At 67.3% G+C, this 25,242-nt stretch carries 21 protein-coding genes and 1 riboswitch; of the genes, 12 read left to right on the top strand and 9 right to left on the bottom strand.

Annotated features, from left to right (window positions below; all coding sequences use genetic code 11):
- The first annotated feature begins 143 nt into the window (after positions 1-143).
- Positions 144-1,214, top strand: a complete 1,071-nt coding sequence (locus OHA40_RS15320) for a DNA polymerase IV (protein WP_330233712.1) — start codon at positions 144-146, stop codon at positions 1,212-1,214.
- A gap of 37 nt (positions 1,215-1,251) precedes the next feature.
- A complete protein-coding gene (locus OHA40_RS15315) occupies positions 1,252-2,247 on the top strand; it encodes an oxidoreductase (protein ID WP_330233711.1) in 996 nt (331 codons plus the stop codon).
- A 104-nt stretch (positions 2,248-2,351) separates the two neighbouring features.
- Here OHA40_RS15315 and OHA40_RS15310 read toward each other — a convergent pair whose 3' ends face one another.
- The gene (locus tag OHA40_RS15310) at positions 2,352-3,869 is read right to left on the bottom strand and encodes an MFS transporter (protein WP_330233710.1); all 1,518 of its coding nucleotides are present in this window, start codon (positions 3,867-3,869) and stop codon (positions 2,352-2,354) included.
- 125 nt (positions 3,870-3,994) lie between these two features.
- On the opposite strand from OHA40_RS15310, the gene OHA40_RS15305 reads away from it, so the two are divergent.
- Positions 3,995-4,711, top strand: a complete 717-nt coding sequence (locus tag OHA40_RS15305) for a TetR/AcrR family transcriptional regulator (protein WP_330233709.1) — start codon at positions 3,995-3,997, stop codon at positions 4,709-4,711.
- A 163-nt stretch (positions 4,712-4,874) separates the two neighbouring features.
- A complete protein-coding gene (locus OHA40_RS15300) occupies positions 4,875-6,347 on the top strand; it encodes an alpha/beta hydrolase (protein WP_330233708.1) in 1,473 nt (490 codons plus the stop codon).
- 47 nt (positions 6,348-6,394) lie between these two features.
- Here OHA40_RS15300 and OHA40_RS15295 read toward each other — a convergent pair whose 3' ends face one another.
- Positions 6,395-8,275, bottom strand: coding sequence for an ABC transporter ATP-binding protein (locus tag OHA40_RS15295; RefSeq protein ID WP_330233707.1), 1,881 nt, complete (start codon positions 8,273-8,275; stop codon positions 6,395-6,397).
- A 286-nt stretch (positions 8,276-8,561) separates the two neighbouring features.
- Here OHA40_RS15295 and OHA40_RS15290 point away from each other — a divergent pair, with 286 nt between their 5' ends.
- The 5 genes from OHA40_RS15290 to OHA40_RS15270 all read left to right on the top strand — a co-directional run bounded on the left by OHA40_RS15290 (position 8,562) and on the right by OHA40_RS15270 (position 14,156).
- Entirely contained in the window at positions 8,562-11,333 is a 2,772-nt protein-coding gene (locus tag OHA40_RS15290; RefSeq protein WP_330234189.1) for an FAD-binding and (Fe-S)-binding domain-containing protein, read from the top strand.
- 289 nt (positions 11,334-11,622) lie between these two features.
- The gene (locus tag OHA40_RS15285; protein WP_330234188.1) at positions 11,623-12,543 is read left to right on the top strand and encodes a DNA-3-methyladenine glycosylase family protein; all 921 of its coding nucleotides are present in this window, start codon (positions 11,623-11,625) and stop codon (positions 12,541-12,543) included.
- A gap of 365 nt (positions 12,544-12,908) precedes the next feature.
- The gene (locus OHA40_RS15280; protein WP_330233706.1) at positions 12,909-13,241 is read left to right on the top strand and encodes a hypothetical protein; all 333 of its coding nucleotides are present in this window, start codon (positions 12,909-12,911) and stop codon (positions 13,239-13,241) included.
- Between the two features lie 251 nt (positions 13,242-13,492).
- Positions 13,493-13,717 carry a DUF397 domain-containing protein gene (locus tag OHA40_RS15275; RefSeq protein WP_330233705.1) on the top strand — a complete coding sequence of 75 codons (225 nt, stop codon included), beginning with the start codon at positions 13,493-13,495 and terminating at the stop codon, positions 13,715-13,717.
- Positions 13,718-13,958: 241 nt separating this feature from the next.
- Positions 13,959-14,156: a hypothetical protein gene (locus tag OHA40_RS15270; protein ID WP_330233704.1), complete on the top strand. Its 198-nt coding sequence runs from the start codon at positions 13,959-13,961 to the stop codon at positions 14,154-14,156.
- 47 nt (positions 14,157-14,203) lie between these two features.
- Here OHA40_RS15270 and OHA40_RS15265 read toward each other — a convergent pair whose 3' ends face one another.
- From OHA40_RS15265 to OHA40_RS15235, 7 genes are all read right to left on the bottom strand, one after another.
- Positions 14,204-14,950 carry a succinate dehydrogenase/fumarate reductase iron-sulfur subunit gene (locus OHA40_RS15265; protein WP_330233703.1) on the bottom strand — a complete coding sequence of 249 codons (747 nt, stop codon included), beginning with the start codon at positions 14,948-14,950 and terminating at the stop codon, positions 14,204-14,206.
- 2 nt (positions 14,951-14,952) lie between these two features.
- The gene (locus tag OHA40_RS15260; protein ID WP_330233702.1) at positions 14,953-16,887 is read right to left on the bottom strand and encodes a fumarate reductase/succinate dehydrogenase flavoprotein subunit; all 1,935 of its coding nucleotides are present in this window, start codon (positions 16,885-16,887) and stop codon (positions 14,953-14,955) included.
- 24 nt (positions 16,888-16,911) lie between these two features.
- The gene (locus OHA40_RS15255; protein ID WP_442944005.1) at positions 16,912-17,742 is read right to left on the bottom strand and encodes a hypothetical protein; all 831 of its coding nucleotides are present in this window, start codon (positions 17,740-17,742) and stop codon (positions 16,912-16,914) included.
- A gap of 390 nt (positions 17,743-18,132) precedes the next feature.
- A complete protein-coding gene (locus OHA40_RS15250; RefSeq protein ID WP_330233700.1) occupies positions 18,133-18,420 on the bottom strand; it encodes a hypothetical protein in 288 nt (95 codons plus the stop codon).
- 194 nt (positions 18,421-18,614) lie between these two features.
- Complete coding sequence (locus tag OHA40_RS15245) at positions 18,615-19,577, bottom strand: alpha/beta fold hydrolase (RefSeq protein ID WP_330233699.1); 963 nt, start codon at positions 19,575-19,577, stop codon at positions 18,615-18,617.
- A gap of 338 nt (positions 19,578-19,915) precedes the next feature.
- Positions 19,916-21,871, bottom strand: coding sequence for an acyl-CoA dehydrogenase family protein (locus OHA40_RS15240; protein WP_330233698.1), 1,956 nt, complete (start codon positions 21,869-21,871; stop codon positions 19,916-19,918).
- Positions 21,872-22,034: 163 nt separating this feature from the next.
- The gene (locus tag OHA40_RS15235; RefSeq protein ID WP_330233697.1) at positions 22,035-23,216 is read right to left on the bottom strand and encodes an ATP-binding protein; all 1,182 of its coding nucleotides are present in this window, start codon (positions 23,214-23,216) and stop codon (positions 22,035-22,037) included.
- Between the two features lie 167 nt (positions 23,217-23,383).
- Here OHA40_RS15235 and OHA40_RS15230 point away from each other — a divergent pair, with 167 nt between their 5' ends.
- The 3 genes from OHA40_RS15230 (at position 23,384) to OHA40_RS15220 (ending at position 25,109) form a co-directional block, all read left to right on the top strand.
- Positions 23,384-23,641, top strand: a complete 258-nt coding sequence (locus OHA40_RS15230) for a hypothetical protein (RefSeq protein ID WP_330233696.1) — start codon at positions 23,384-23,386, stop codon at positions 23,639-23,641.
- Between the two features lie 219 nt (positions 23,642-23,860).
- A riboswitch (cyclic di-AMP (ydaO/yuaA leader) is annotated at positions 23,861-24,028 on the top strand.
- A gap of 79 nt (positions 24,029-24,107) precedes the next feature.
- Positions 24,108-24,701 (top strand): C40 family peptidase, encoded by a 594-nt coding sequence (locus OHA40_RS15225; protein ID WP_330233695.1) that lies wholly within the window; start codon positions 24,108-24,110, stop codon positions 24,699-24,701.
- Between the two features lie 3 nt (positions 24,702-24,704).
- Positions 24,705-25,109: an RNA-binding S4 domain-containing protein gene (locus tag OHA40_RS15220; protein ID WP_330233694.1), complete on the top strand. Its 405-nt coding sequence runs from the start codon at positions 24,705-24,707 to the stop codon at positions 25,107-25,109.
- Positions 25,110-25,242 lie beyond the last annotated feature (133 nt).

The raw sequence follows: 25,242 nt of genomic DNA, 5'->3' as shown, positions 1-25,242 counted from the left end.
GATGTGCGTTCAGGTCCTGCGTGGGGTGTCACCCGCGTTCTGGGCGTACCCGGCGAGTTACCCATGTGCGAACGAGATCAGTTGTGACGTTCGCTCGGCCGCGCAAGGGCGACAATGTCGGCGCCGTGCGGTAAGAACGGCATGTGGCCAGATGGCTGTTGCACGTCGATCTCGACCAGTTCCAGGCGGCGGTGGAGTTCCGCCGTCATCCGGAACTGCGGGGACTGCCGGTCATCGTGGGCGGCCACGGCGATCCGACCGAACCGCGCAAAGTGGTGACCTGCGCGTCCTATCCGGCGCGCGCGTTCGGGGTACGGGCCGGGATGCCGCTGCGCAGCGCTCAGCGCAAATGCCAGGAAGGCATTTTCCTTCCCCTGGACATGGCCGCCTACGAGGACGCCTCCGACGAGGTGATGTCGCTGTTACGGACATTTCCCGGGCGGGTCGAGGTGTGGGGCTGGGACGAGGCGTTCCTCGCCGCCGACACCGACGATCCCGAAGCTCTCGCGCAAGAGGTCCGCCGCGCCATCGCGGGCTTGGAGCTGACCTGTTCGATCGGTATCGGCGACAACAAACTCACCGCCAAGCTCGCCACCGGGTTCGCCAAGTCGGCGGGCAAGTCGTCGGTCGAACCGGCCGCGGACCGAGGCGCCGCCGCGGGTGTCTTCCGGCTCACCGCCGCGAACTGGAACGAAGTGATGGCTCACCGCCCGACCAACGCGCTGTGGGGCGTCGGCAACCGGATCGCCGCCCGCCTCGCCGAGCTCGGCATTCACACGGTCGGCGAGCTGATGGCGGCCGACCGGCATCGGCTCGCCGCCGAGTTCGGTCCGAACACCGGCCCTTATCTGTGGGTGCTCGGAAACGGCAAGGGCGACACAGATGTCACCGTAGAACCGCGAATTCCCGTGGGCCGCAGCAAATCCGAGACTTTTCCGCGGGACCTGACCGATCCCGGCGAGATCCGTGCGCAGGTCGCGCGGCTGGCCACCGAGGTCGCCGAGGAGATGGCCGCCGCGGGCCGGATCGGCACCCGGGTCTCCGTCACGGTGCGCACCAACACCTTCTACACCCGAAGCAAGCAGGAAAAGCTGCCCGAACCGACCATCGATGTCGCCCAGATCGCCGAGACCGCGTTGCGCATCGTCGATCGGTTCGAGCTCGACCGGCCGGTTCGTCTGCTCGGTGTCCGCCTGGAACTCCTGCCGCAGTAACCCCCGGACCCGTCCGGACACTCGTATGCTCGTCGGCATGGAGTTCTGGGCGATGGTGGCACAGGAATCGGACAGCGGGATCGTCCTGGCCCGGCAGCAGGTCGACGAGGAATTTCTCGGGCCGGGCGATGTGACGATCAAAGTGCACTACTCGAGCGCGAACTACAAGGACGGTTTGGCGATCACCAAGGGTGGCGGCGTGGTCCGCAGCTACCCGATCGTGCCGGGCATCGACCTCACCGGCGAGGTGGTCGAATCCTCCGTCGACGATTTCTCCCCGGGCGACCTGGTGATCGCGCACGGGTACGAACTCGGTGTCTCCCACAACGGCGGTTACGCCGAATACGCCAGAGTGCCCGCCGACTGGATCGTCGAGCTCGGTCAGCTGGACACCCGCGACGCCGCGGCGATCGGCACCGCGGGCTTCACCGCAGCACTGAGCGTGCAGGCCCTGCTGGACCGCGGACTCACCCCGGACGACGGCCCGGTGCTGGTCACCGGCGCGACCGGCGGCGTCGGCAGCGTGAGCGTGGACATCCTCTCGCGCCTCGGCTTCGAGGTCATCGCCTCGACCGGCAAGACCGACGCGGAGGATTTGCTCAGCGAACTCGGCGCCAACGAGGTGATCGGGCGGCTGCCAGCGGACCCGACCGCCGAGCTGCGGCCGCTGACCAAAGCGCGCTGGGCCGCGGCGGTGGACAGTGTCGGCGGTGCTTCACTCGCCTACATCCTCAGCGCGATCGGCTACGGCGGCGCGGTCGCGGTCAGCGGTCTTACCGGTGGGTCCGAGCTGCCCACCACCGTGATGCCGTTCATCCTGCGCGGGGTCGCGCTGTTGGGCATCGATTCGGTCAACGTGCCCATCGAGCGGCGTGCCGAGCTGTGGACCAGGCTCGCCGATGAGCTTCGTCCGCAGCATCTTTCGGCCCTGGAGAGCTACGCGCCGGTCACCGAGGCGGAGCGGGTGCTGCGCTCGATCCTGGACGGTAGCCACAGGGGCCGAACTGTTCTCGGCGTCGCGGGAGAATTCTGATCGGCAACGGCGAATCGGTACCCGCGCCGGGGCAGGCTTTGCGGTAGCTGCGCCGAAGCCCGGCTCGAATCATCGAGCCGGGGCTTCAGCCGTGATGTCTCGCGTTACCGGGCCGGCACCTCTACCGCCGCGGGCCTACCGGCCTGCTCCGCGGGCTCGGTCTCGGTATTGCGCATGATGAACAGGGCGACGATCGCCGCGGCCAGGATGCCCGCGCCGCCCGCCAGGAAACTGGTCGACATCGCGGTGCTGAACGCATCCCTGGCGGTGGCGAGGAGTTCGGTGTCGCCGGTCCGCGCGGCCAGGGCCAGTGCGTCGGTGATCGAGCGCTTGGCCGGTTCCGCGGCCGAGTCCGGCATGCCGGCGGTGAACGTGCTGGACAGGATGCTGCCGAGCACGGCGATGCCGAGGGCGGCGCCCGCCTGCTGGATGGTGTCGTTGAGCGCGGAGCCGACGCCGGCCTGCTCCTGCGGAACCGCGCCCATCAGCGCGGCGATCGCGGCGGGCTGTGCCAAGCCGGCACCCGCGCCGAGCACCACGAGTGCGAGCGCAAGCATGCCGAAGTCGCTGTGCGCGGACAATCCGGCCAGCAGACCGAGCCCGACGGCCGAGACCAGCATGCCGGTGACGGCGAGCGTGCGGTTGCCGACCTTGCCGCCCAGGCCGGCGCCGAGTGCATTGCACACGATGGACGCGATCATCATCGGAATGAACGCCGAGCCCGCTTTCGTCGGCGAGTAGCCGAGCACGAATTGCAGGTACTGGGTCAGCACCAGCAGCAGGCCGCCGTTGGCCACCTGGACCAGGGTCAGCGACAGGCTGCCGCCGCTGAAATCGCGGTTGCGGAACAGATCCAGCGGAACCATGGGGTGGGCGACGCGGCGCTCCCAGATCACGAACGCGATCAGCGCGACGACGGCGGTGGTCAGCGTGATCAGGGTGCTCGCGTGCTCGAGGCCGCCCTTGGGGAATTCGATGATGGTCCACACCAGTGCGGTCATGCCGACCATGGACAGGACGGCGCCGGGCAGGTCAGGGGTCGTCCACGGCCCCTTGGATTCGGGCATGAGGGTCAGTGTTGCGATGATCGCCAGCACCGCGACCGGGATGTTGATCAAGAACGCCGCGCCCCACCAGAAGTGCGCGATGAGCACCCCGCCGAGCACGGGACCGCCGACCAGGCCGAGCACCGATGCGGCGCTCCAGAAACTCATCGCCTTGCGCCGCTCCGCGTCGTCGAACACCGTGATCAGGATCGACAGCGTGCTCGGCAGCACCAGCGCGCCACCGACACCCATCACGACACGCGCCACGATCAGCTCGATCGGGCTGGTGGCCATCGTCGCCCCGAGTGAGGCGAGCCCGAACAGGGCGAGGCCGACGATCATCACCCGGCGGCGGCCGAACCGGTCGGCCAGACTGCCCGCGGTGAGCAGCAGGCCCGCGAAGACCAGGATGTAGGAGTCCAGAATCCATTGGATGTCCTGGGCCGTCGCGTCGAGATCCTCGGCCAGCGGCGGGACCGCCACGGCCAAGACGAAATTGTCGATGACCAGGACGAGCGTGCTGAGGCACAGCACGATCAGGATCCACCAGCGTTTCGGGTCGCGGGTCGCGTTCATCGGAAAACCTCTTCCAGCAGAGTTGCGCACGTCGTTCTCGTTTTGCGAACAATGTACGCATAGAAATTTGCCGTACGCAAGTGCGAACATCGTGCGCTATGCTGGTGGCGACGGAAGGAGTGGTCATGCCCGCGGAGAAACAGCCGGTGGGTTCGGTGTGGACGCGCCCAAGGCGCGGCCGGGAACAACCGGCCCTGACCAGGGAACAGATCGTGGCCGAGGCGGTCGCGCTGCTGGACGCCGAGGGGATGGAGGCGCTGAGCATGCGCCAGCTCGGCGCCCGGCTGAATGCGGGCGCCACCTCCCTCTACCGCCATGTGGCCAATCGCGACGAGCTGATCGAGCTGGTGGTCGACGAGGTCTACGGCGAGATCAGCGTTCCCGAGATCGACGACCCGGCGCAGTGGCGGCGGGCGACCCGAGAGTGTGCGCTGAGCCTGCGCGCGATGATCCTGCGGCACCCGTGGATGGCTTCGACGCTCGGCCAGGTCGGGCTGTCGTACCTGGGCCCGAACGTCATGCGGCTCAACGACCGCATGGTGGGGCTGTTCGAAGCGGGCGGCTTTCCCGTCGACGAGGCGAGTGACGGTATCGGCACGGTGATCAGCTACGTGGTCGGCATGGGCATCTCCGAGGCGGCATATCTGAGTTTGCTGGTTCGCAGCGGAAAGACCGAGAAGGAGTGGATCGCCGAGCTGCGGCCGGCCGCCGAAGAGGCAGCGCGGGAGTTTCCGCGAGTCCAGGAGGATTGGGACCAGGACCCGGAACAACTGCGCGAGCGGAAGTTCCGCTATGGATTGGACCGCGTGCTGGACGGGCTCGAGGCGCGCCGCAACACCTGACCGCAAGCCACGACTCTGCGCGAGTGGGAGTGGGTTGCCACCACCGCTGCCCTGATCCGATACGGTTCACTGCGCAACAACCTGCGTGTTCGCTCCCGTCGAGAGGCGAAGTCTGTTGTCAGCGAAGCTGTTCTGGCGTTCCATATCGGTAGTAGCGGTATCCGTGCTGGTGACTGTGCCGGCCTATAGCCATGCGGAGCCGGTTGAGGAATCGCACCCCATCGAGTTGGACCGGTTCTATCACCAGCGGCTCGAGTGGAAGCCATGCGGTGTCGAGAATCTGGACAAGGCAGGTGGCGAGTGCGCGGATGTCCTGGTGCCGCTCGACTACAGCAGGCCCGCGGACCGCACGATGACCGTGGCGATTTCGCGGGTGAAGGCCGGGGACCCGGCACGGCGGCGGGGCATTCTGCTGTCCAATCCGGGTGGCCCCGGTGGACAGGGCCTGGACAGTGTGGATCTGCTCGGTGACGTGCTGTCACCAGAGGTGCTGGCGAGTCACGACCTGATCGGCATGGATCCACGCGGAGTCGGCGCGTCCGGGCGGAGCCCGCGGTGCGGATGGCCGGTCGGCGAGATGGTTCGGTCCGCGGGGCTGGATGTGCTCGGGTTCGCCCACGACACCGTTCAATCCGGGGTAATGGCCGCTACCTGCCTGATTCGTGATCCGATCATGCTGCGGCAGTTCACCACGCGCAATACCGCGCGGGACATCGACATCGTGCGAGCAGCCCTCGGTGAGCGCACGCTCAATTTCTACGGCTTGTCCTACGGCACCTACCTCGGCGCCGTGTTCACCCAGATGTTCCCCGAGCGGACCGATCGGATCGTGCTGGACAGCGCGATTGATCCGGACCGGTATTGGACGGGCCTGGTCCAGGATTGGGGTCCGGCGGACGAAATCGCGCTGGACGACTGGGCCGCGTGGGTTGCCGTCCGGGATGGCGAATTCCGGCTCGGCGCGACTCCGCAGCAGGTGCGAGCCAAGATCGAGGAACTGGTCCGGATCGCGGCACGCCAACCGATCGTCATCGATGGATTCGCCATCAACGATCACTGGTTGCCGTTCATCTTGCATTCCCTGCTGACGAACTTCCGGCTCAACGAAGCGATGGCCACCACCGTGCGGGAGATCGCCGACGCGGCGGGCGGTCCGCCGACGACGTCGCGCACGCCACGGCTGCGCGCGATCGTGCAGGCGCTGCGCGACGAGGAGAACTCGGCGCTGGCACAGATCGCCTGCGGCGATGTCGGCGCACCGATCGATCCGACCTGGTACTGGCGCAACATCGAAGAGACCCGTGCCACGCAGCCGGTGTTCGGCGCGCTGGCCGGGAATATCCAGCCGTGCGCCTTCTGGCCTCGGCCCGTCGAACCTCCGACGGTCGTCCGGAATTCGGTTCCCGCGCTCATCGTGCAGGCGACCGGAGATCCCCGGACCCCCTATGCCCACGGCGTCCGACTGCATCAGTATTTGTCCGAGTCGCGGATGGTCACGCTGCAGGACGTGCGCATTCACATGACGTTCCGGCCCGAACTGAGCAACTGTGTGAACAATGCGATCAACGCCTATTTCGGTGCGGGGACGCTTCCGGCCACCGACATCACCTGCTCCGCGAATCAGCCCGCCCCCTGACCCCCGGTACCGCTGACCCGGCGATGAGCGCCGGGTCAGCGGATCGATCAGGCCGCGGCCGGGACGGGTTCGTCGGCGAACTGGGTCCGGTACAACTCCGCATACCGGCCGTCGGCAGCCAGCAGCTGCGTGTGCGTGCCGCGCTCCACGATTCGGCCGTCCTCCAGCACCAGGATCTGGTCGGCGGCGCGGACCGTGGACAAGCGGTGTGCGATCACCAGCGCGGTTCGACCGTCCAGAGCTTCGGAAAGCGCCGCCTGCACAGCGGCTTCTGAGGTCGAGTCCAGCGACGCCGTTGCCTCGTCGAGGATTACCACGTGTGGTTGCTTCAGTAGCAGACGCGCGATGGTCAACCGCTGACGCTCACCGCCGGAGAGCCGGTAGCCGCGTTCGCCGACCACGGTGTCCAGCCCGTCCTGCAGCGAGGCGACCAGGTCGCGCAGCCGCGCACGCCGCAGCGCGTCCCAGAGTTCGTCCTCGCTCGCTTCCGGCCGGGCCAGCAGCAGGTTGGCCCGGATGGTGTCGTGGAACAGGTGTCCGTCCTGGGTGACGAGTCCGACCGTCTCCCGCAGCGACCGGGCGCTCAGCTCGCGCACGTCGGTGCCGTTCAACCGCACCGCGCCCCCGTCTACGTCGTAGAGGCGGGAAACCAGTTGTGCGATGGTCGATTTGCCCGCGCCTGACGAGCCGACCAGGGCGATCAGCTGTCCGGGCTCGGCACGCAGTGATACGCCGTGCAGCACTTCCACCCCGCCGCGGGTGTCCAGGGTCGCCACGTCCTCCAGCGAGGCCAGCGACACCTTGTCGGCCGACGGGTAGCTGAAGCTCACCTCATCCAGCTCCACCGAAACCGGGCCCGCCGGAACCTGCTTCGCGTCCGGCGCGTCCTCGATCAGCGGCTTCAGGTCGAGCACTTCGAAGACCCGCTCGAAGCTCACCAGCGCGGCCATGATCTCCATCCGAGCGCTGGCCAATGCCGTCAGCGGCGTGTACAGCCTGGTCAGCAACAGCGACAGCGACACAACCGCGCCCGCGTCCAACTGCCCGCGCAGCGCGTACCAGCCACCCAGCCCGTACACCAAGGCGATGGCCAGCGCCGACACCAGCGTGAGCGAGGTGACGAACACCGTTTGCAGCATCGCGGTGCGCACACCGATGTCACGCACCCGGCGCGCCCGCAGCGCGAACTCGTCGGACTCCTGCTCCGGACGGCCGAACAGCTTGACCAGCGTCGCGCCCGGCGCGGAGAACCGCTCCGTCATCTGGGTGCTCATCGCCGCGTTCAACCGGGCCGCTTCCCGCTGCAGGTCGGCGAGGCGGTTGCCCATCCGGCGCGCCGGAACCACGAACACCGGAAGCAGCACCAGCGCGAGCAATGTGATCTGCCACGAGATGCTGACCATCACGCCGAGCGTGAGCACGAGGGTCACCAGGTTGGCCACCACGCCGGACAGAGTGTCGCTGAACGCGCGCTGGGCGCCGATCACGTCGTTGTTCAAGCGGCTGACCAGCGCACCGGTTCTGGTCCGGGTGAAGAACGCGACCGGCATCTTCTGTACGTGGTCGAAAACGGCGGTGCGCAGGTCGAGGATCAATCCCTCGCCGATGCGTGCCGACATCCAGCGAATCGCCAGCCCCAGCCCGGCGTCGAACACCGCAAGCACGCCGATCACCAGCGCGAGGATGACCACGACCCGCGGCGCCGAACCACCGACGATGTCGTTGACGACCCGGCCCGCCAGTACCGGCGTAGCCACCGCGAGCATCGCCGACACCACACTGAACAGCAGAAACGCGCCGATCCGGCGGCGATGCGGCGTGGCGAACCGGATGATGCGCTTGGCGGTGGCGAGACGGAACGGGCGCTGTTCCCGTGGCGCGTTCGCTCGCCGATACATCTGACTCCACGCCACCGATTCGATGCTCACGTTGCTCTCCCTCTCGCTCCACGCCCCATCAAAGACCTGGCCACCGACACTAAGACCTCAACGTTGGTTGAGATCAAGTCGATTCCGGACACGCACCGGTTCCGCCGACAGCGAAACCAGCCACCGCCCAACGGGCGTTAGCCGCAGTCCCGCGCGCCGTGCCGGGACGGCGAAGCCGAGGCTGTCGCAGAACCGGACAGAGTCCGTCGGCGCCGGGCCGAGCGAAGGCGAGGCAGCCACTTAAGCTGGCGAGGTGACCGAGAACCGGATCGCGGCACTGCGCGGCATGGTCGCGGGTGAGGTCGACACATCCGAGCGCCGTCGCGCGGAGTACTCCTCGGACGCGTCGAACTATCGGGTTCGCCCGGCCGCGGTCGTCTTCCCGCGCACCGGCGAGGACGTCGCGGCCACCCTGGAATTCGCCCGCGACCACGGCCTGCCGGTGACCGCGCGCGGCGGCGGAACCTCGGTGGCGGGCAACGCGATCGGGCCCGGGCTGGTGCTCGATTTCAGCAGGCACATGAACCGAATCGGCGCGATCGATCCGGAGGTGCGCGTCGTCACGGTGCAGCCGGGCGTCGTGCTGTCGGAGCTGCAGCGCGCGGCCCGGCCGCATGGGCTGCGCTTCGGACCCGATCCCTCGACGCAGAACCGCTGCACGCTCGGCGGCATGATCGGCAACAACGCTTGCGGACCGCGAGCGGTCGCCTGGGGCCGCACCGCCGACAGCGTGCGCGAAGTGCGCATTCTGGACGGCACCGGCACCGAGCGCACGCTGGCAGCGGATTTGTCCGCGGTACCGGGCCTCGCGGAATTCACCAGGGCGCACCTGGCGGTATTGCGCACCGATCTGGGGCGGTTCGACCGCCAGGCGTCCGGTTACGGCTTGGAGCATCTGCTGCCCGAGCGCGGCGCGTCGGCAGCCAAGGCGTTCGTCGGTAGCGAGGGCACCTGCGGTCTGTTGCTGGACGCCACGGTCGAGTTGGTCGCGCTGCCCGCGGCGACCGTGCTCACGGTGCTGGGCTACCCCGACATCGCCGCCGCGGCCGATGATGTGGCCGCGGTGATGGCCTGCGCGCCGATCGCGGTCGAAGGCATCGACGCGCGGCTGGTCGATGTCGTCCGGGCGCACCGGGGTTTGGTCCCCGACCTGCCGCGAGGCGGAGGATGGCTGTTCGTGGAGACCTCCGGTGCGACGCAGGCCGAGGCGGTGGCTGTCGCACAGCGGTTGTGCCGGACGGCGGGCGCACTCGACAGCAGGATCGTCACCGATCCCGGTACGGCCACCGCCCTCTGGCAGATCCGCGCCGACGGCGCCGGGCTGGCCGGGCGCACAGCCGACGGCCGCCCGGCTTGGCCCGGCTGGGAGGACGCCGCCGTCCCGCCCGACCGGCTCGGCGCCTACCTGCGTGATTTCGCCGCGCTGACTCGTGACCATGGCGTGGACGGGTTGCTCTACGGGCACATCGGCGACGGATGCATCCACGTCCGTCTCGATCTCCCTATCGTCGACGCACCGCGGCGCTTCCGCGCCTTCCTGTTCGACGCCGCGGAGTTGGTGGTCCGCCACGGCGGTTCGCTCTCCGGCGAGCACGGCGACGGCCGAGCCCGCTCGGAGCTGCTCTCGGTGATGTACTCCCCCGCGGTGCTCGAGGCCTTCGCCGGGTACAAAGCCATGTTCGATCCCGGCGACGTGCTGAATCCCGGTGTGCTCGTCGCACCGCGTCCGATCGATGCCGATCTGCGGCTCGCCGGGCTGCCCCGGGTCCGCGCGTCGAACGGTTACGCCTTCCCGCACGACGATGGCGATATCGGTGTTGCGGTCCATCGCTGCGTCGGCATCGGCAAGTGCCGCGCCGACGGTGATTTCATGTGCCCGTCCTATCAGGCCACTCGGGATGAGAAGGACAGCACACGCGGGCGGGCGAGGGTCCTGCAGGAGGTGGTGCGCGGCGCACTGCCCTGGTCGTCGGAGGCCGTCGCCGAGTCGCTCGAGCTCTGCCTGTCGTGCCGGGCGTGCCGGACGGACTGCCCGGCGGGGGTGGACCTGGCCACCTACAAGTCGGAGACGCTGTACCGCCGCTACCGTCGTCGGCTGCGTCCGATCGATCACTACTCGCTGGGCTGGCTGCCTCGGTGGTTGGCCGTCGCGACTCGGATGCCGCGCGTGGTCAACGCGTTGGCCGGTCGTGCCGCGCTGCGTCGCGCCGGGTTGCGGGCAGTGGGCATCGACCCGCGCCGTGACGTGCCACGTCTGGCCGAGCGCACCTTCCGCCGGATCTGGCGTGACCTGGACGAGGGCGCCTTGCTCGCCGAGTCGGCCTACCCACCCGAGCAACCGGGCGCCGTGCCCCGCTCCGGCGAGGTGATGTTGTGGGTCGACACCTTCACCAACGCCTTCGATCCGGAGATCGCGCTGGCCGCGGCGCGGCTGCTCACCGCACTGGGCTACCGCGTCCGCATTCCCGAACGCGGCGTCTGCTGCGGGCTCACCTGGATCAGCACGGGGCAGCTCGACGGTGCCCGCGCACGACTGCGCGCCACCGTGGCCGCACTGGAGGAACACGTCGCCGCGGGCGGCATCGTCGTGGGACTGGAACCCTCCTGCACAGCGGTCTTGCGTGCGGACTTACCGGAACTGCTGCCGGACGACCCCAGGTCGGCCACGACCGCCGCTGCGGTGCGCACGCTCGCCGAATTCCTCGCCGAGCAGCCGACTTGGCGCCCACCGGCGCGAACCGGACAGTCCGTGGTGGTCCAGCCACATTGCCACCAGCACGCGATACTCGGGTTCGAGTCCGATCGCCAACTGTTAGCCAGTATGGGCGTGCTCGTCACGGAAATCGCCGGATGCTGCGGTCTGGCGGGAAACTTCGGAATGCAAACGGGCCATTACGACATTTCGGTCGCGGTGGCCGAGAACGGCATGCTGCCCGCCCTACGCGCCGCGGGCGAGGACGCGGTCATCCTCGCCGACGGCTTCTCCTGTCGTACCCAGGCCGCTGCCCTGGCCGGGCGACGAGGTCGGCATCTCGCCCAATTTCTCCTGGGGCAGTGAATCTTTCGCATGCCTGCCGGGGGGATCGGCGCGAGTAGGCCGTCCGCTCAGCTGCCGAACGGCAGAGTGCCAGGCGGAATCTGGTAGCCCGAGCTACCTGCGAACACACCGCCCCAGGCGTTGAGCAACCAGTTGAGCACGTTGGTGATCATCAGCGAACCTCCGTCAAGGCGACTGCCAGCTATTTGCCGATCGGAATCAGTATCGCCCTGCTCTCCGCTGCGTTACACAGAGGGGGACACGCCGTCCCACGCGCCGCACCGGGCAGAATGAGCGGGTGCGCACTGTGATGGCAGAGCCGGGCGCGGGCCGGACCGTGACGGCGGATCAGCCGATCGATCTGGCATGCACCCTCGCTCCACTCGGCCGGGGCAGCGGCGACCCATGTCACCGCATGACTCCTGACGGCGCGCACTGGCACGCCTCCCGTCTGCCGACCGGGCCGGTCACCTACCGATTGACCCAGTCCGGTCCGTGCGCGGTAGAGGCCTGCGCCTGGGGGCCAGGCGCGGCGGAATTCCTCGACGGTCTCGAGCGCATGCTGTGCTTGGCGGAGGATCTCTCGGCGTTCGCCCCGGATCATCCGAAGCTCGTCGACGCGCACCGTCGTTTTCCCGGTCTGCGTATGCTGCGCACGGGTCTGGTCTTCGAGGCCCTGGTGCCCGCCGTGCTGGAACAGAAAGTGCACAGCATCTCCGCGCGCGCGTCGTGGCGAAAACTGGTGCGGCAGTTCGGCGAATCCGCACCCGGTCCAGCTCCGGAGGGATTGAAGCTGCCACCGGACGCCGATACCTGGCGGCGGATTCCGTCCTGGACCTATCACCGGGCGAACGTCGGCCCGCAGCGCGCGCAGACCATCGTGCGCGCGGCCAGGGTTGCCGACTCGCTCGAGCGTGCGGCGCGGGTGGACCCGGCCGAGGCTGCGCGCATGCTGCGCAGCGTTCCCGGCATCGGGGTGTGGACGGCCGCCGAGATCGCGCAGCGGGCTTTCGGCGACGCGGACGCGTTGTCGGTCGGCGACTACAACCTGGCCGCCGCGGTCGGCTGGAGTCTGCTGGGCCGCCCGCTCGATGACGACGCGATGGTCGAATACCTGGAGCCGCTACGCCCGCACCGCTATCGGGCGATCCGCCTGCTCGAAATCAGCGGCCATTTTCACAAACCGAAGTTCGGCCCCCGCACTCCCCTCACCGACCACAGCTGGCACTGAGTCGGGTCTTTCCCCAGCGATCCGCGAAGCGGCGTCGTTCATTTTCCCCAGTTTTGCCCATTCTTTATCCGCTCTTCCCAGGCTGAATAGAGCAAAACTAGAGGTAGCCGCGCCACACTGGGCCACCGCCCTGATCCCGCACCGGTGCATCGGCTGTACAGCGCCGATGGTAGCCGCGAGGGTTCGGCATGGCTGGCGCACATTGTCGAACCAGCAGGGGGTTGTCAATGGATCAGATGTCACTTGGGGATACGCCACGGTCCCGGTGCCAGTTCTATCGACGGGAGTGTGATCTGCCCGCCGTTGTCGACCCTCCAGAACTCGGCCGGATAGTAATGCGCGCCGGGTCGGTGTGGGCTTTGACGATGCCGAGCAGCTTGGGCCAAGCGGTCAAGGCGCATATGCAGAGCAGGAGCGTCCCGCTCGGCCCGATCCTCGCGCATCCCCGCTCGAATCGGTGGACGTTCCTGATCACTCCGGATCTGCCCGAAAGCGATTCGCGACTGTTCGCCGAGCTGTTCCGGCTGGATGTGTCGGTCGCCCGCACCGGATCGACGATCGCGTTGCCGTCTCCCACGGCGTCGGTCGGCGCGATCCGCCGCTGGATAGTGCCGCCGCGCAAAAATTTTCGCCCTTCCGGTCGGGTGGTGGTCGAGGCCATACGCGCGTGGGCGGACCCGGCCCGGCGCCATCGGTGAGGACAAGCGTTGTGCGTGCGGTGCATCGGTGCTGCTCGGGCGTGCCCAGAGATGACCCCGGTTGTACGCCTGACAGTGGTGGCGGCGGCGGTACGATCGGGCGCGCGTCGAGCGCGGTGTAGTGAGAATTTCAGTCCGTAGACCTCTGCTCTGCTAGATAGCGAAGGAGTTCATGTCGTGAGCGAGCTTGCGAGCGAACCATCGACACAACGCGCCATGGGCACGGCGGCGAGCGTCGGCGAGGTGACGTTGTGAGCATCCAAGACAACGCGAACGTCGATCTGGCCGGGGCCACCTGGAGGAAGGCCGGGGAAGGTCCCGGTAACGACAGCGTGGAAGTCGCCCTGCTCGCCGATGGGCATGTGGGTCTACGCAATGGGAAGGACCCCGATGGGCCGGTGCTGATTTTCACGCCGGGAGAATGGGCCGCCTTCACCGCAGGCGTGCACGATGGCGAGTTCGACCGTCCGAAGTAGTCATCGCGCGGCCCGGCGGCGACCGAGGAGCTGCCGGGTCCGCCGTATGACAGGCACAGCCGGACGTAGTCCGGCGGTCGCCCCCGTGCCGGGCCGAGCGAAGGCGAGGCAGCCGCATGCCTCGTCAAATCCCCAGGTCGAGTCTCGAAATGTGATTGAAATTGCACTGAAGATCACGAAATGACACAGATTCGACAACAAAACCACGTTTGCCGCGACCGTTTACGGGTAGTCATACTTCGTGGACCGTGGGCTCAAGAGTTCCCATCCCCGGTACCGGAAACTACGGCCGGGCGATTGGGTGGAATGGCTGATCGTCGCGTTGCTGTTCGCGGTGTCGGCGGTCGGTGTCTTCATCCTCACCAGCTCGCTCCTGACGGCGTTGCTCGTCGGGCTGCTGGTGTGGATCGTGGCCCTTGGTGTAGTGGCAATGCTGTAGGGTGCGCCGACCGGCCGGGATGTTCCCGGCCGGTCGTCCGCGGCGTACTACCGACGAAACAGCTTGTTGCCCAGCCAGACCAACGGATCGTATTTCCGGTCGGCGACCCGTTCCTTCAGCGGAATCAGCGCGTTGTCGGTGATCTTGATGTGCTCCGGACAGACCTCGGTGCAGCACTTGGTGATATTGCACAAGCCGAGCCCCTGCTCGTCCTGCGCCAGGTCCGTGCGGTCGGCGACATCCAGCGGATGCATCTCCAATTCGGCGATGCGCATCAGAAAACGCGGCCCCGAGAACGCTGTCTTGTTCTCCTCGTGATCGCGCACCACGTGGCAGGTGTTCTGGCACAGGAAGCACTCGATGCACTTGCGGAACTCCTGCGAACGCTCCACGTCGACCTGCTGCATCCGGTAATCGCCCGGCTTCAGATCCGCGCGCGGCGTGAACGACGGGATCTCCCTTGCCTTCTCATAGTTGAAGGACACATCGGTCACGAGGTCCTTGATCACGGGGAACGTGCGCATCGGCGTCACCGTGATCACCTCGTCCTCGGTGAAGGTGGACATCCGCGTCATACACAGCAGACGCGGCCGGCCGTTCACCTCGGCCGAACAGGAACCGCACTTGCCTGCCTTGCAGTTCCAGCGCACGGCCAAGTCGGGCGCCTGCGTGGCCTGTAACCGGTGGATGATGTCGAGCACCACCTCGCCCTCGTTCACCAGCACGGTGAAGTCGTGCAGTTGCCCGCCGTCGAGATCGCCGCGCCACACGCGGAATTTGGCGTCGTAACCCATCGTTACGCCTCTCGCTCCGTCGAATTCCCGGCTGCGGCCGGGTGCCCGGCGAGTTCCGCCGGGGTGTAGTACTTTTCGAGCTCGCTTAGATCGAATAGGGCGAGCAGCTCCGGCCGCATCGGCTCCTGATCCTTGCGAGTCACCGTGACAGTGGGGATCGGGTCGCCCGACGTGCTGGGATCCACCGCGCAGACCAACAGCCTGTTGCGCCAGTCCGGGTCCATCGACGGGTGATCGTCTCGGGTGTGCCCGCCACGGCTCTCGGTGCGCAGCAGCGCGGCCTGGGCCACGCATTCGCTGACCAGCAGCATGTTCTGCATATCGAGCGCGAGATGCCAGCCCGGGTTGAACTGGCGGTGGCCCTCCACGGTCACGTGCCGGAACCGGTCGCGCAACTCGTCGAGCTTAGCGATCGCCTCGCGCACTTCGTGTTCCTTGCGGATGATGCCGACCAAATCGTTCATCGACTGCTGCAGATCGGTGTGCAAGGTGTAGGGGTTCTCGCCGTCCGTGGCGGGATCGAAGGGCGCCAGGGCGGCCTTGGCGGCATTCGTGATATCGACCTCGGAGACCGATGGCCGGTCGGCGAGGCCCTCCACGTAAGCGGCGGCGCCGAGTCCGGCCCGGCGGCCGAATACCAGCAGGTCCGACAGGGAATTCCCGCCGAGCCGATTCGACCCGTGCATACCGCCGGAACACTCACCCGCGGCGAACAGGCCGGGCACCGTGGCGGCGCCGGTGTCCGGATCGACCTCGACTCCGCCCATCACGTAGTGACAGGTCGGACCGACCTCCATCGGCTCCTTGGTGATGTCCACGTCCGCGAGTTCTTTGAACTGGTGGTGCATCGAGGGAAGTCGCCGCACGATCTCGTCGGCGGGCATCCTGGAGGCGATATCGAGGTAGACGCCGCCGTGTTCGGTGCCGCGGCCCGCCTTGACCTCCTCGTTGATCGCGCGGGCGACCTCGTCACGCGGCAGCAGGTCCGGCGTGCGGCGCGCGGAATCGTTGTCGCGCAACCACTGATCGGCCTCTTCTTCGGTCTCGGCGTACTGCCCCTTGAAGACCGGCGGAATGTAGTCGAACATGAACCGCTTGCCCTCGGTGTTCTTCAGCACCCCGCCGTCGCCGCGCACGCCTTCGGTGACCAGGATGCCTTTCACGCTGGGTGGCCAGACCATGCCGGTCGGGTGGAATTGCAGGAACTCCATGTTGATCAGCGTCGCGCCGGCGCGCAGTGCGAGCGCGTGCCCGTCTCCGGTGTACTCCCAGGAGTTCGAGGTCACCTTGTACGACTTGCCGATGCCGCCGGTCGCCAGTACCACCGCCGGGGTCTCGAACAAGACGAAGCGACCGGATTCGCGCCAGTAGCCGAACGCGCCGGAAATCCGGTTGCCGTCCTTGAGCAATTCGGTGATGGTGCACTCGGAGAATACTTTGATGCGCGACTCGTAGTCGCCGGTCTCCGCGAAATCCTCCTGCTGCAGCGAGACGATCTTCTGCTGCATGGTGCGGATGATCTCGAGGCCGGTCCGGTCGCCGACGTGGGCCAGCCGCGGGTAGGTGTGGCCGCCGAAATTGCGCTGGCTGATCCGGCCGTCCGCAGTCCGATCGAAGAGGGCCCCATAGCTTTCCAGTTCCCACACCCGGTCGGGCGCCTCCTGCGCATGCAATTCGGCCATGCGCCAGTTGTTCAGGAACTTGCCGCCTCGCATCGTGTCCTTGAAATGGACCTGCCAGTTGTCCTTTTCGTTGGCATTGCCCATCGACGCGGCGCAGCCGCCTTCGGCCATCACGGTGTGTGCCTTACCGAACAGCGATTTGCACACCACGGCGACCGACAGCCCGTGCTCCCTGGCCTCGATCACCGCACGCAGTCCCGCGCCGCCCGCTCCGATCACGACGACGTCGTAGTTGTGCCGTTCTACTTCTGCCATGCAGAGAACTCCTCAGTGAGGCGGTCAGTCGATGAACCGCAGGTCCGAAATCGTGTTGCTGGCAACCAACATGACGTAGAAGTCGGTGAGCACGAGCGTGCCGAGGGTGGTCCAGGCCAGCGCCATGTGCCGGGTGTTCAATGTGGAGACCTGCGTCCAGAACCAGTAGCGCACCGGATGCGCGGAGAAGTTCTTGAGCCGTCCGCCTGCGATATGCCTGCACGAGTGGCAGGACAGCGTGTAGGCCCAGAGCAAGATCACGTTGCCGAGCAGAACGATGTTGCCGAGGCCGAAACCGAACCCGCCGGTCTTGCCGTGGAACGCCGCGATGGCGTCGTAGGTGTTGATCACCGAAACCACCAGGGCCACATAGAAGAAGTAGCGGTGCGCGTTCTGGATGATCAGCGGCATCCTGGTCTCGCCGGTGTACTTGGCGTGCGGTTCGGCCACGGCGCAGGCGGGCGGGGAGAACCACACCGACCGGTAGTAGGCCTTGCGGTAGTAGTAGCAGGTCAAACGGAAGCCGAGCAGGAAGGGCAGCACCACGAACCCGAGCGGCAGAATCGCGGGCAGCTCGCCGAACAGGGTGCCGAAGTGGCTCGAACCCTCGACGCACGAGGTGCTCAGGCACGGCGAGTAGAACGGCGTCAGGTAGTGGTAGTCCGGAACCCAATATGCCGTGCGCACATACGATCTGATCACGCCGTAGATGACGAAGGCGGCCAGTCCGAGCACCGTGAAGAGTGGGGGGATCCACCATCGGTCGGTGCGCAACGTGCGCGCCGAGATCCGGGCTCTTGTTCTGCTGAATACGCCGGTGCCCGTGTCCGGGGCGGCAGTGGGTGCGGCACTCACTGGGATGCCTCGCTGATCTTGTGTGCGGGTGGCCATCGTTACCTCCGCAATCGAGTGTGATGCTGAGCACCATACGACACCCCTGCTATGGCGTGAGCAGGGTAGCGGCAATACGAGCCGGGTGAGATGCCAGTGATTTGCGCCACATCCAGATCCGGGCCGGCTGGCGCTCGCACGCGGTGAACTGACCGCAAACAGGTCGAACTCGGCTGAACCGGAAGGGGTTCGGGCGTCTGCACGCGAGGGAATCGGGGGCCGAGGGTTGGCGGGCAACCCCTCCGGAACTGTGTCGGAACCGTGCGCAGGACGCGAGTATCTCGATCCGCCGCGCACGTCGATTCGCGGGCCCGCTCCGGTTACCGCTGGGCCCGCGAATTCAGCGTTGGCGTCCTACTTGGTTCGCGGACGGGAGTGGAAGCCGAGCCCCTCGTCCTGCGCGCCCATCCAGGCAGCCTCGTCGGACTTGCTGTCCGGGACATAGATGACGTCCTGCGCCTCGCGCCGCACCTCCGGAGGCGGTGACTGCTCGAGTTCATCGGCGTCGATGACCAGGCGCTCGAGGTCGTTCTCCAGCCGGCGCACGGGTCCGGCGTCGCCGTAGTGGTCGCGCAGTACGCCGATGGATTGCCGGAGCTGGCCGACCGCGTAGCGTAGTTCCGCAAATTCGCTGCGTGTCATCGATACCTCCTGTATTCCCTGGCGGACATGCGAACTCGGCGGCTAGGACGCGGTTTGCCGATCTGCCTCGGGTCCGCGTGCCATCGAGTTGTGTGACCCACCACACAACGTGATCTACAACACAGTACCGAAAGAATCCGGTTCTGGCTCGTGTGCGGTCGAAATTCGGCGATTGCCGAATAGTTGCCTGGCGGTCAGCTCGCGGCGGCGTAGTCGGCTGGCGTGCGGACCGCGGCGAAGGCTCGTTCGACGAGCTCCACGATGGACAGCGCGACCTCTTCGGCCCGCTCGAGCATGACGCTGTGCCCGGCCCCTTCCAGCCGCACCAGTTCGGAACCGGCCAGCTGGGAGGCCAGCGCCACCGAGTGCGCGAACGGGACGAGGATGTCCGCCGAACCGGCCAGTACGAGCGCTGGGATGGCGCCGAGGCGGTGCAAGGTCGCCGTTTCGTCGAAGGTGATCAGCGAATGCAGGAAGCTGGACATGGTCAGCAGCGGGGTGTCGTTCAACATCGCGGTGGCCAGCGCGGCGATGCGCGGGTTGACCTTCCTGGTGCCGAAGCCGGCCTCACGCAGGATCGGCGCGACCACGTGGCGGGTCAGCCGCTTGGATGCCTGCATCATGCGCGGGGCCCTGGTCACGGCTGCCTGCAGCGAGTTCACCGCGCGCCGGTTCAGGAAGCGGGCCGGTCCGACTTCGGTGATGCCGTTGGCCGCGCCCGCCAGCAGGCCGACGCCGGCGATCCGGGTGCCGATGGCCTCCGGGTAGAGCCGGGCGTAGGCGAGCACGACCATCGCGCCCATCGAGTGGCCGACCAGGATCACCGGGCCGGTCGGGGCAACCGTCCGCAGCACGGCGTCCAGGTCGTGCCCCAGCTGATCGATGGTGTAGCTCGACGGATGTCCCTCGCCGGATTCACCATGGCCGCGGTGGTCGTAGAACACCATCCTGGTGTCGCTTCCCCACTGCCGCAACAGTTGATCGCGCAGGTAGGACCAGGATTCGGTGCGCAGGCAGTGGCCGTGCACGAAGACCACGGCCGCGGGAGCGTCATCGGCGCCGAAGACGCGGACCGCGAGCGGGACACCGTCTTCGGCCGACACCGTGACGCGATGGCCGTCGTAGTCGGCGGCGCGGCGGGCGCTCGTCGTTGACATGGCACTCTCCTGTGGGCGAGGGGCCTGGTCGGCGCTTCTTGCCCTCTTTTCGGTGGGATTTTCCGCGTCGTTACCGGCCCATACCTGCCGTTATGTACACGTTGCCCAACCGAGGCTGCCGATCGATCCGATGGTCGCGACCGCACTCGCCAGGAAAATCTACGAAATGATTGGTCCAACGCTAGATTTCGGTAGACAGCCCGATGCCGCTCGGTCGTCGGAAGAATCTGCCATGTTCTACGGATAATCCGATACTGCCGAATAGTGCCCGAGCGTCGGCCCGTCGGCACGGTCGGTCGCCGCACTCCCGACCGTGCCGACAGTGGCTCTCCGCTCGATCACGTCTCCGCGCGGCTGCGGGTCGAGGACAGGAACGGCCGCAAGAGATTCGCTTCGGTCGACGGACCCACCTGCCACTCCGCGATCCACGGCCCGGTCCCCTCGCTCGGATCGAGCACGCCTTCCTCCAGCCACTGGTAGCGGCCGTCGAGCACGCCGCGGGTGACGGTGCGATCGTCGTCGTCGGTGTTCTCCCACAGCGCGTCGAACAGCTTGCGCACGCGCAACCGGGACTGCCTGCAGAAGGTGTCCGCCAGCTCCTCGGCGGCCTTGGCCTCCGGTGCGCCTGCGGTACGCAACGCCTGGGCGCGCACGCAGGCCGCCGACATGGCGAACAGCTCCGCGCCGATGTCGACGATCCGGCCGAGGAAGTTCTGCCGGTATTCCAGGCCCGCCTGCCAGCGCCCCATCGCGTACATCAGCGACCTGGCCTGCTTGCGCGAACTGCGTTCGACGAACCGCAGGTGACGCGCCAGCACGCCGAATTCGGTGTAGGCCGCGGGCACCGTGCCCGCCCCGACGGCCAGCTGTGGGAACCACTTCGCATAGAAGCCGGTCGCGCCGACCGCCGCCTTCGCCTTGTCTTTGAACTCGGCCTTGCGGTCGACCAGCGCACCAGCGGCCGCCATGTGCGCATCGGCCATCTCCCGGGCGATCAGCAGCCGCATGATCTCGCTGGAGCCTTCGAAGATGCGGTTGATCCGCAGATCGCGCACCAACTGCTCGGCGGGGACAGCGCGCTCCCCTCTGGCCGCGAGCGAGGCCGCCGTCTCGTAGCCGCGTCCGCCGCGAATCTGCACGAGTTCATCAGCGATCGCACAGCTCATCTCGCTGGCCCACAGCTTGGCCAGCGCCGCCTCGATCCGGATGTCGTTGCGCGCCTCGTCGCACATGGTCGCCGACAGGTCCAGCGCCGCTTCCAGGGCGAACGTGGTGGAGGCGATGAACGAGATCTTCTGACCGACGGCGGCGTGCTCGCCGACCGGCCTGCCCCACTGCACCCGCTGCGCGCTCCACTCCCGCGCGATCTTCAGCGACCACTTCGCGGCAGCGGTGCACATCGCGGGAATCGCCAGCCTGCCCGCGTTCAGCGTGGTGAGCGCGATCTTGAGCCCATCGCCCTCGCGGCCGATCAGGTTGCGCTTCGGCACCAGGACGTCGTGCATCCTGGTCAGACCGTTCTCGATGCCGCGCAGTCCCATGAACGAGTTGCGCCGCTCCACGGTGATGCCCGGCGAATCGGCTTCCACCACGAACGCGGAGATGCCGCCGCGATGCCCCTCGCTCTTCGGCACACGCGCCATCACCACCAGCAGTTCGGCGACCACGCCGTTGGTGGTCCACAGTTTGACGCCGTTGAGCACATAGGCCTCGCCGTCCTCGGTCGGCGTCGCGGTGCTCGCCATTCGAGCCGGGTCGGACCCTACGTCGGGCTCGGTGAGCAGGAACGCGCTGATCGCGCCCGCCGCGCAGCGGGGCAGGAACTCCGCCTTCTGCTCGGCGGTGCCCGCCAGCTTCAGTGGTTCGGGCACGCCGATGGACTGGTGCGCCGAGAGCAGGACGCCGAGGCTCGGGTGCGTCGAGCCGACCAGCATCAGCGCACGGTTGTACCCGAACTGGGAAAGTCCTTGGCCGCCATACGATTGCGGTATCTTCAGGCCGAAGCAGCCGAGTTCGGCCATGGCTTTGACGTACTCGTCCGGAATCCGGCCCTCGGCTTCGATCACCGCTCCATCCATGGATTCGCACAGCGTCCGTAGCCGGGCCATGAACGCCTCGGTGTGCGCGGCGTCCTCGGGGCCTGGCTGCGGGTACGGATGGATCAGATCGAGCCGGAACCGTCCTAGAAACATCTCCTTGGCGAATGAGGGCTTGACCCAGCTTGTTTCGCGGGACTCCTCGACCAGTGCGCGGGCCTGTTCTTCGGTGGCGTCGACTTTCGCGGCTGTCGCCATGGTGTCCTCCCTCGGGCGTGATCAGGATCACATCCGAGTGTAGGAGAGTTTGTTACTCACCGGTAGGGCTCTTGGGTCAGAGAAATCTACGAATATCTATTGATCTTGTAAGAGGGGCGGATAGTGGGCAATCGAAGGCTGTCCCGCCTGGCTGCCGGAGCGGTCAGACCGAGCGCAGATAGCGGCCGAAGTGCGGCACGGTGAAGCCGATCGTGCCGCGCTCGGCGGAATAGATGAGGCCCTTCTTGATCAGCCCGTCGCGGGCCGGCGACAGCGAGGCAGGCTTGCGGCCGAGTTCATTGGCAACCGCCGCGGTCGCCACCGGGCCGTCGTCGCCGGCCAAGTCCGCCATGGCGCGCATGTATTCGCGTTCGGCGGGCGTTGCTCGCTCATAGCGGGAACCGAAGAACCCCACCGCCAATTCCTCCTCGGCAGCGGGCGAGGCGACTTCGACGTCTTCGGCCGTGATCGGGCTCTCCGGCGCCTGGTCCCAGGCGGCTTTGCCGTAAGCCTGCACGAAATAGGGGTAACCGTCGGCCTTTTGGTACAGCGCATCCAGTGCCTCGTCGGTGAACTTCACGTTCTCGCGTTGCGCGGGCGCGATCAGCGCTTGGTCCGCGGATTCCCGGTCGAGTCGGTCTATGCGGTGATAACTGAACAGTCGCTCTGAATAGCTTTTCGAGGCGGACAGCACCGCGGGCAGATGCGGCAGACCAGCGCCTACCACGATCAGGGGCGCGGCGTCCTGGCTCAGTTCGTGGCAGGCCCCGCAGATCGCGGAGATGTCGGCGGGGCCGAGATCCTGCATCTCGTCGATGAAGATCGCGATGCCGACCCCGATGTCGCCGGCCAGTGCCGCCGCCTCGACCAGCAACTCGACCAGGTCGATCTCGATGTCGCCGGAATCGGCCCTGCCGCTCACCGCGGGTACGTCGATGCCGGGTTGCCAGCGTTCCCGCATGCCCTTTTCCGCGGTGGACCGCAACGCGAAAGCCTTGAGGATGCCGAGGAAATCGTCCACCCGCTCCGGATTGCGGTGCGCCATGGCGATCGCGCGCACCGCCATGTGCAGCGCCGAGGACAGCGGTCGGCGCAGTTCCTGATCCGGCCGCGCCTCGATCTTTCCGGTCCCCCAGCCGCGCGAGATCGCGGCCGAGCGTAGTTGATTGAGCAGCACCGTCTTTCCGACGCCGCGCAGGCCGGTGAGCATGACGCTGCGTTCCGGGCGACCACGCGCGACGCGTTCGAGCACGATGTCGAAAGCGGTGAGCTGCTTGTCGCGCCCGGCTAGTTCGGGTGGGCGCTGTCCCGCTCCGGGTGCATACGGATTCCGCACGGGGTCCATGCCCTGACACCGTAGCGCGTCGCGTCCGCATAATCTGGGCACATCTACGGCGTGTCCTAGAGAGCCTTAGCGGTCCGTATTGCACTATTGCTCTCGCCGTCGGCTCTCCGGGCTGGTGGCGGTTCGCCAGAACGGTAGCGCGGCACGGCACGCGGGAAGGGAGGGTCATGTCCGACGAACCGATCCCGGCCAGCACCGCCGAGGTGGTGGAGTCGTGGAACGTTCCGGCGGGTGCCAAGGTGGCCCAGCGCATCAGATCGAACATCCTCGTCGCGATCGAACGCGGCTATGACGATCCGCAGTTGGTCGCTGACCTCGCGGTCGGTCCGCTGGTCATGGCGCTCGGCAAGCTGGAGGTGGAGCTCGCGGACGCGCGGCGCCGAATCGACGAGCTGGAGCGAACGATCCGCGGAGCCCGATCCTGAGTGCGTGCCGAGATTCGGTTCGGGTTCTCCGTTCGGTGACCTGACGCAGTGGGCCGAGATCGAAGCGTGACCCGGCCATGCACATCGGCTTTCGTGGATCGACCGGCAGGTCCGGCGATGATCGAAAACATCCTGCTCTGTGCGCTGGACAACATCGCGCAGACACCGTAATCTCTTCGTGACTTAGTGGAACCAGTCGCTTCGTAAGAGAAACGGCGCCACTAGTTACCGCCTAAACGGCAGTCGGGGCCAACCGGTCTCGGCCGTCGTACCGGGGACCCACAGGTTTGTCTGGGGTGAATCCTCGCGGCCAGTTCGGCTGCGGGGTAGGGCCGCTCTCCCGGCCCGAACCCGTCAGCTAACCCGGTCGGCGGGAGGGCAGCAAGATCGGAGACGTAGCTCGGTGGGTAAACACAGCTTGCAACGGGATTCTCGGGTTCCGAATTCCGTCAAGGGTGCGATTGTCATGGGTGCGGTGGCCGCGACTGGCGCCATGCCCGCGATTCCGGCCATGGCCGCGACCATCAATGTTCCAGGTGTCGGCAACTTCGACGTTCCGCAGGAATGGGAGCAGCCGGTCCAGCAGCTCAATCAGCAGATCCAGCAGGCGCTAGCGGCCGTTCCCGCCGCCCCTGCCCCTGAGGCGCCGCAGGCGATGGCTCCCCCGGCTCCCGGTTTCGCGCCGATGCTGCCGGGCCTGTTCAGCCAGCCGACCGGCCCGGGTGACATCGCGCTCGATGCCGCCAAGACCAAGGTCGGCGCCCAGTACTCGTGGGGCGCTGCCGGTCCCCGGTCCTTCGACTGCTCCGGTCTCGTCCAGTGGGCGTTCCGCCAGGCGGGCATCGAGCTGCCCCGCACCAGCTTCGAGCAGTCGCACGTCGGCGCCCCGGTCGCCTACGAGGAGCTGCAGCCGGGAGACATCGTCGTCACCGCCGGCGGCGGTCACGTCGGCATCTACGCGGGCGACAACAAGCTCCTGAATGCGGTGCAGTCGGGTACGCCGGTGTCCTACACCCCGCTGCGCCCCGACATGGTGGTTACCGCACGCCGTATCGTCTAACGAGTGGCCCGCGCCGAATCCGGCATCCAGAGCAGCGCGACCCAGGCGCGCGTCGATTCGTGGACCTGGGCGGTGCGCCTGTTCAAAACCAGATCCGCCGCTGCGGAAGCATGTCGCGGTGGGCACGTGCGGGTGAACGGCTCACCGGCCAAACCCGCACAGCACGTGCGTCCCGGTGACGAGGTGCGCATCCGGGCAGGTGGTCTCGAGCGCATCGTCATCGTGGAGCGAATCGTCACAAAGCGCGTCGGCGCTCCGATCGCGGCGCAGTGCCTGATTGATCGCAGCCCTCCGCCGCCGCCACGGGAAGTCGTGGCGAGCATGCCCCGTCGAGATCGTGGCGCCGGGCGACCCACCAAGCGTGAACGGCGCGAGACCGATCGCCTCATCGGCCGGGCCGAGAGCTGAACCAGGCTGATTCTCGCCGCGGGACCGCTCGTGACATGTGGTCCCAATAGCGGCGAATGCTTCGCCCCGATCTCACTTCGGCGGGGATCCTGTCGGGCCCACCGCGACCGACTCGACGCGCGATGTCTCGCGG

The sequence above is a fragment of the Nocardia sp. NBC_00508 genome (genome assembly GCF_036346875.1).
Taxonomy (GTDB): Bacteria; Actinomycetota; Actinomycetes; order Mycobacteriales; family Mycobacteriaceae; genus Nocardia.
Note: the sequence above shows the minus strand (reverse complement) of the source record. Positions and strands in the feature narration are given on the sequence as shown.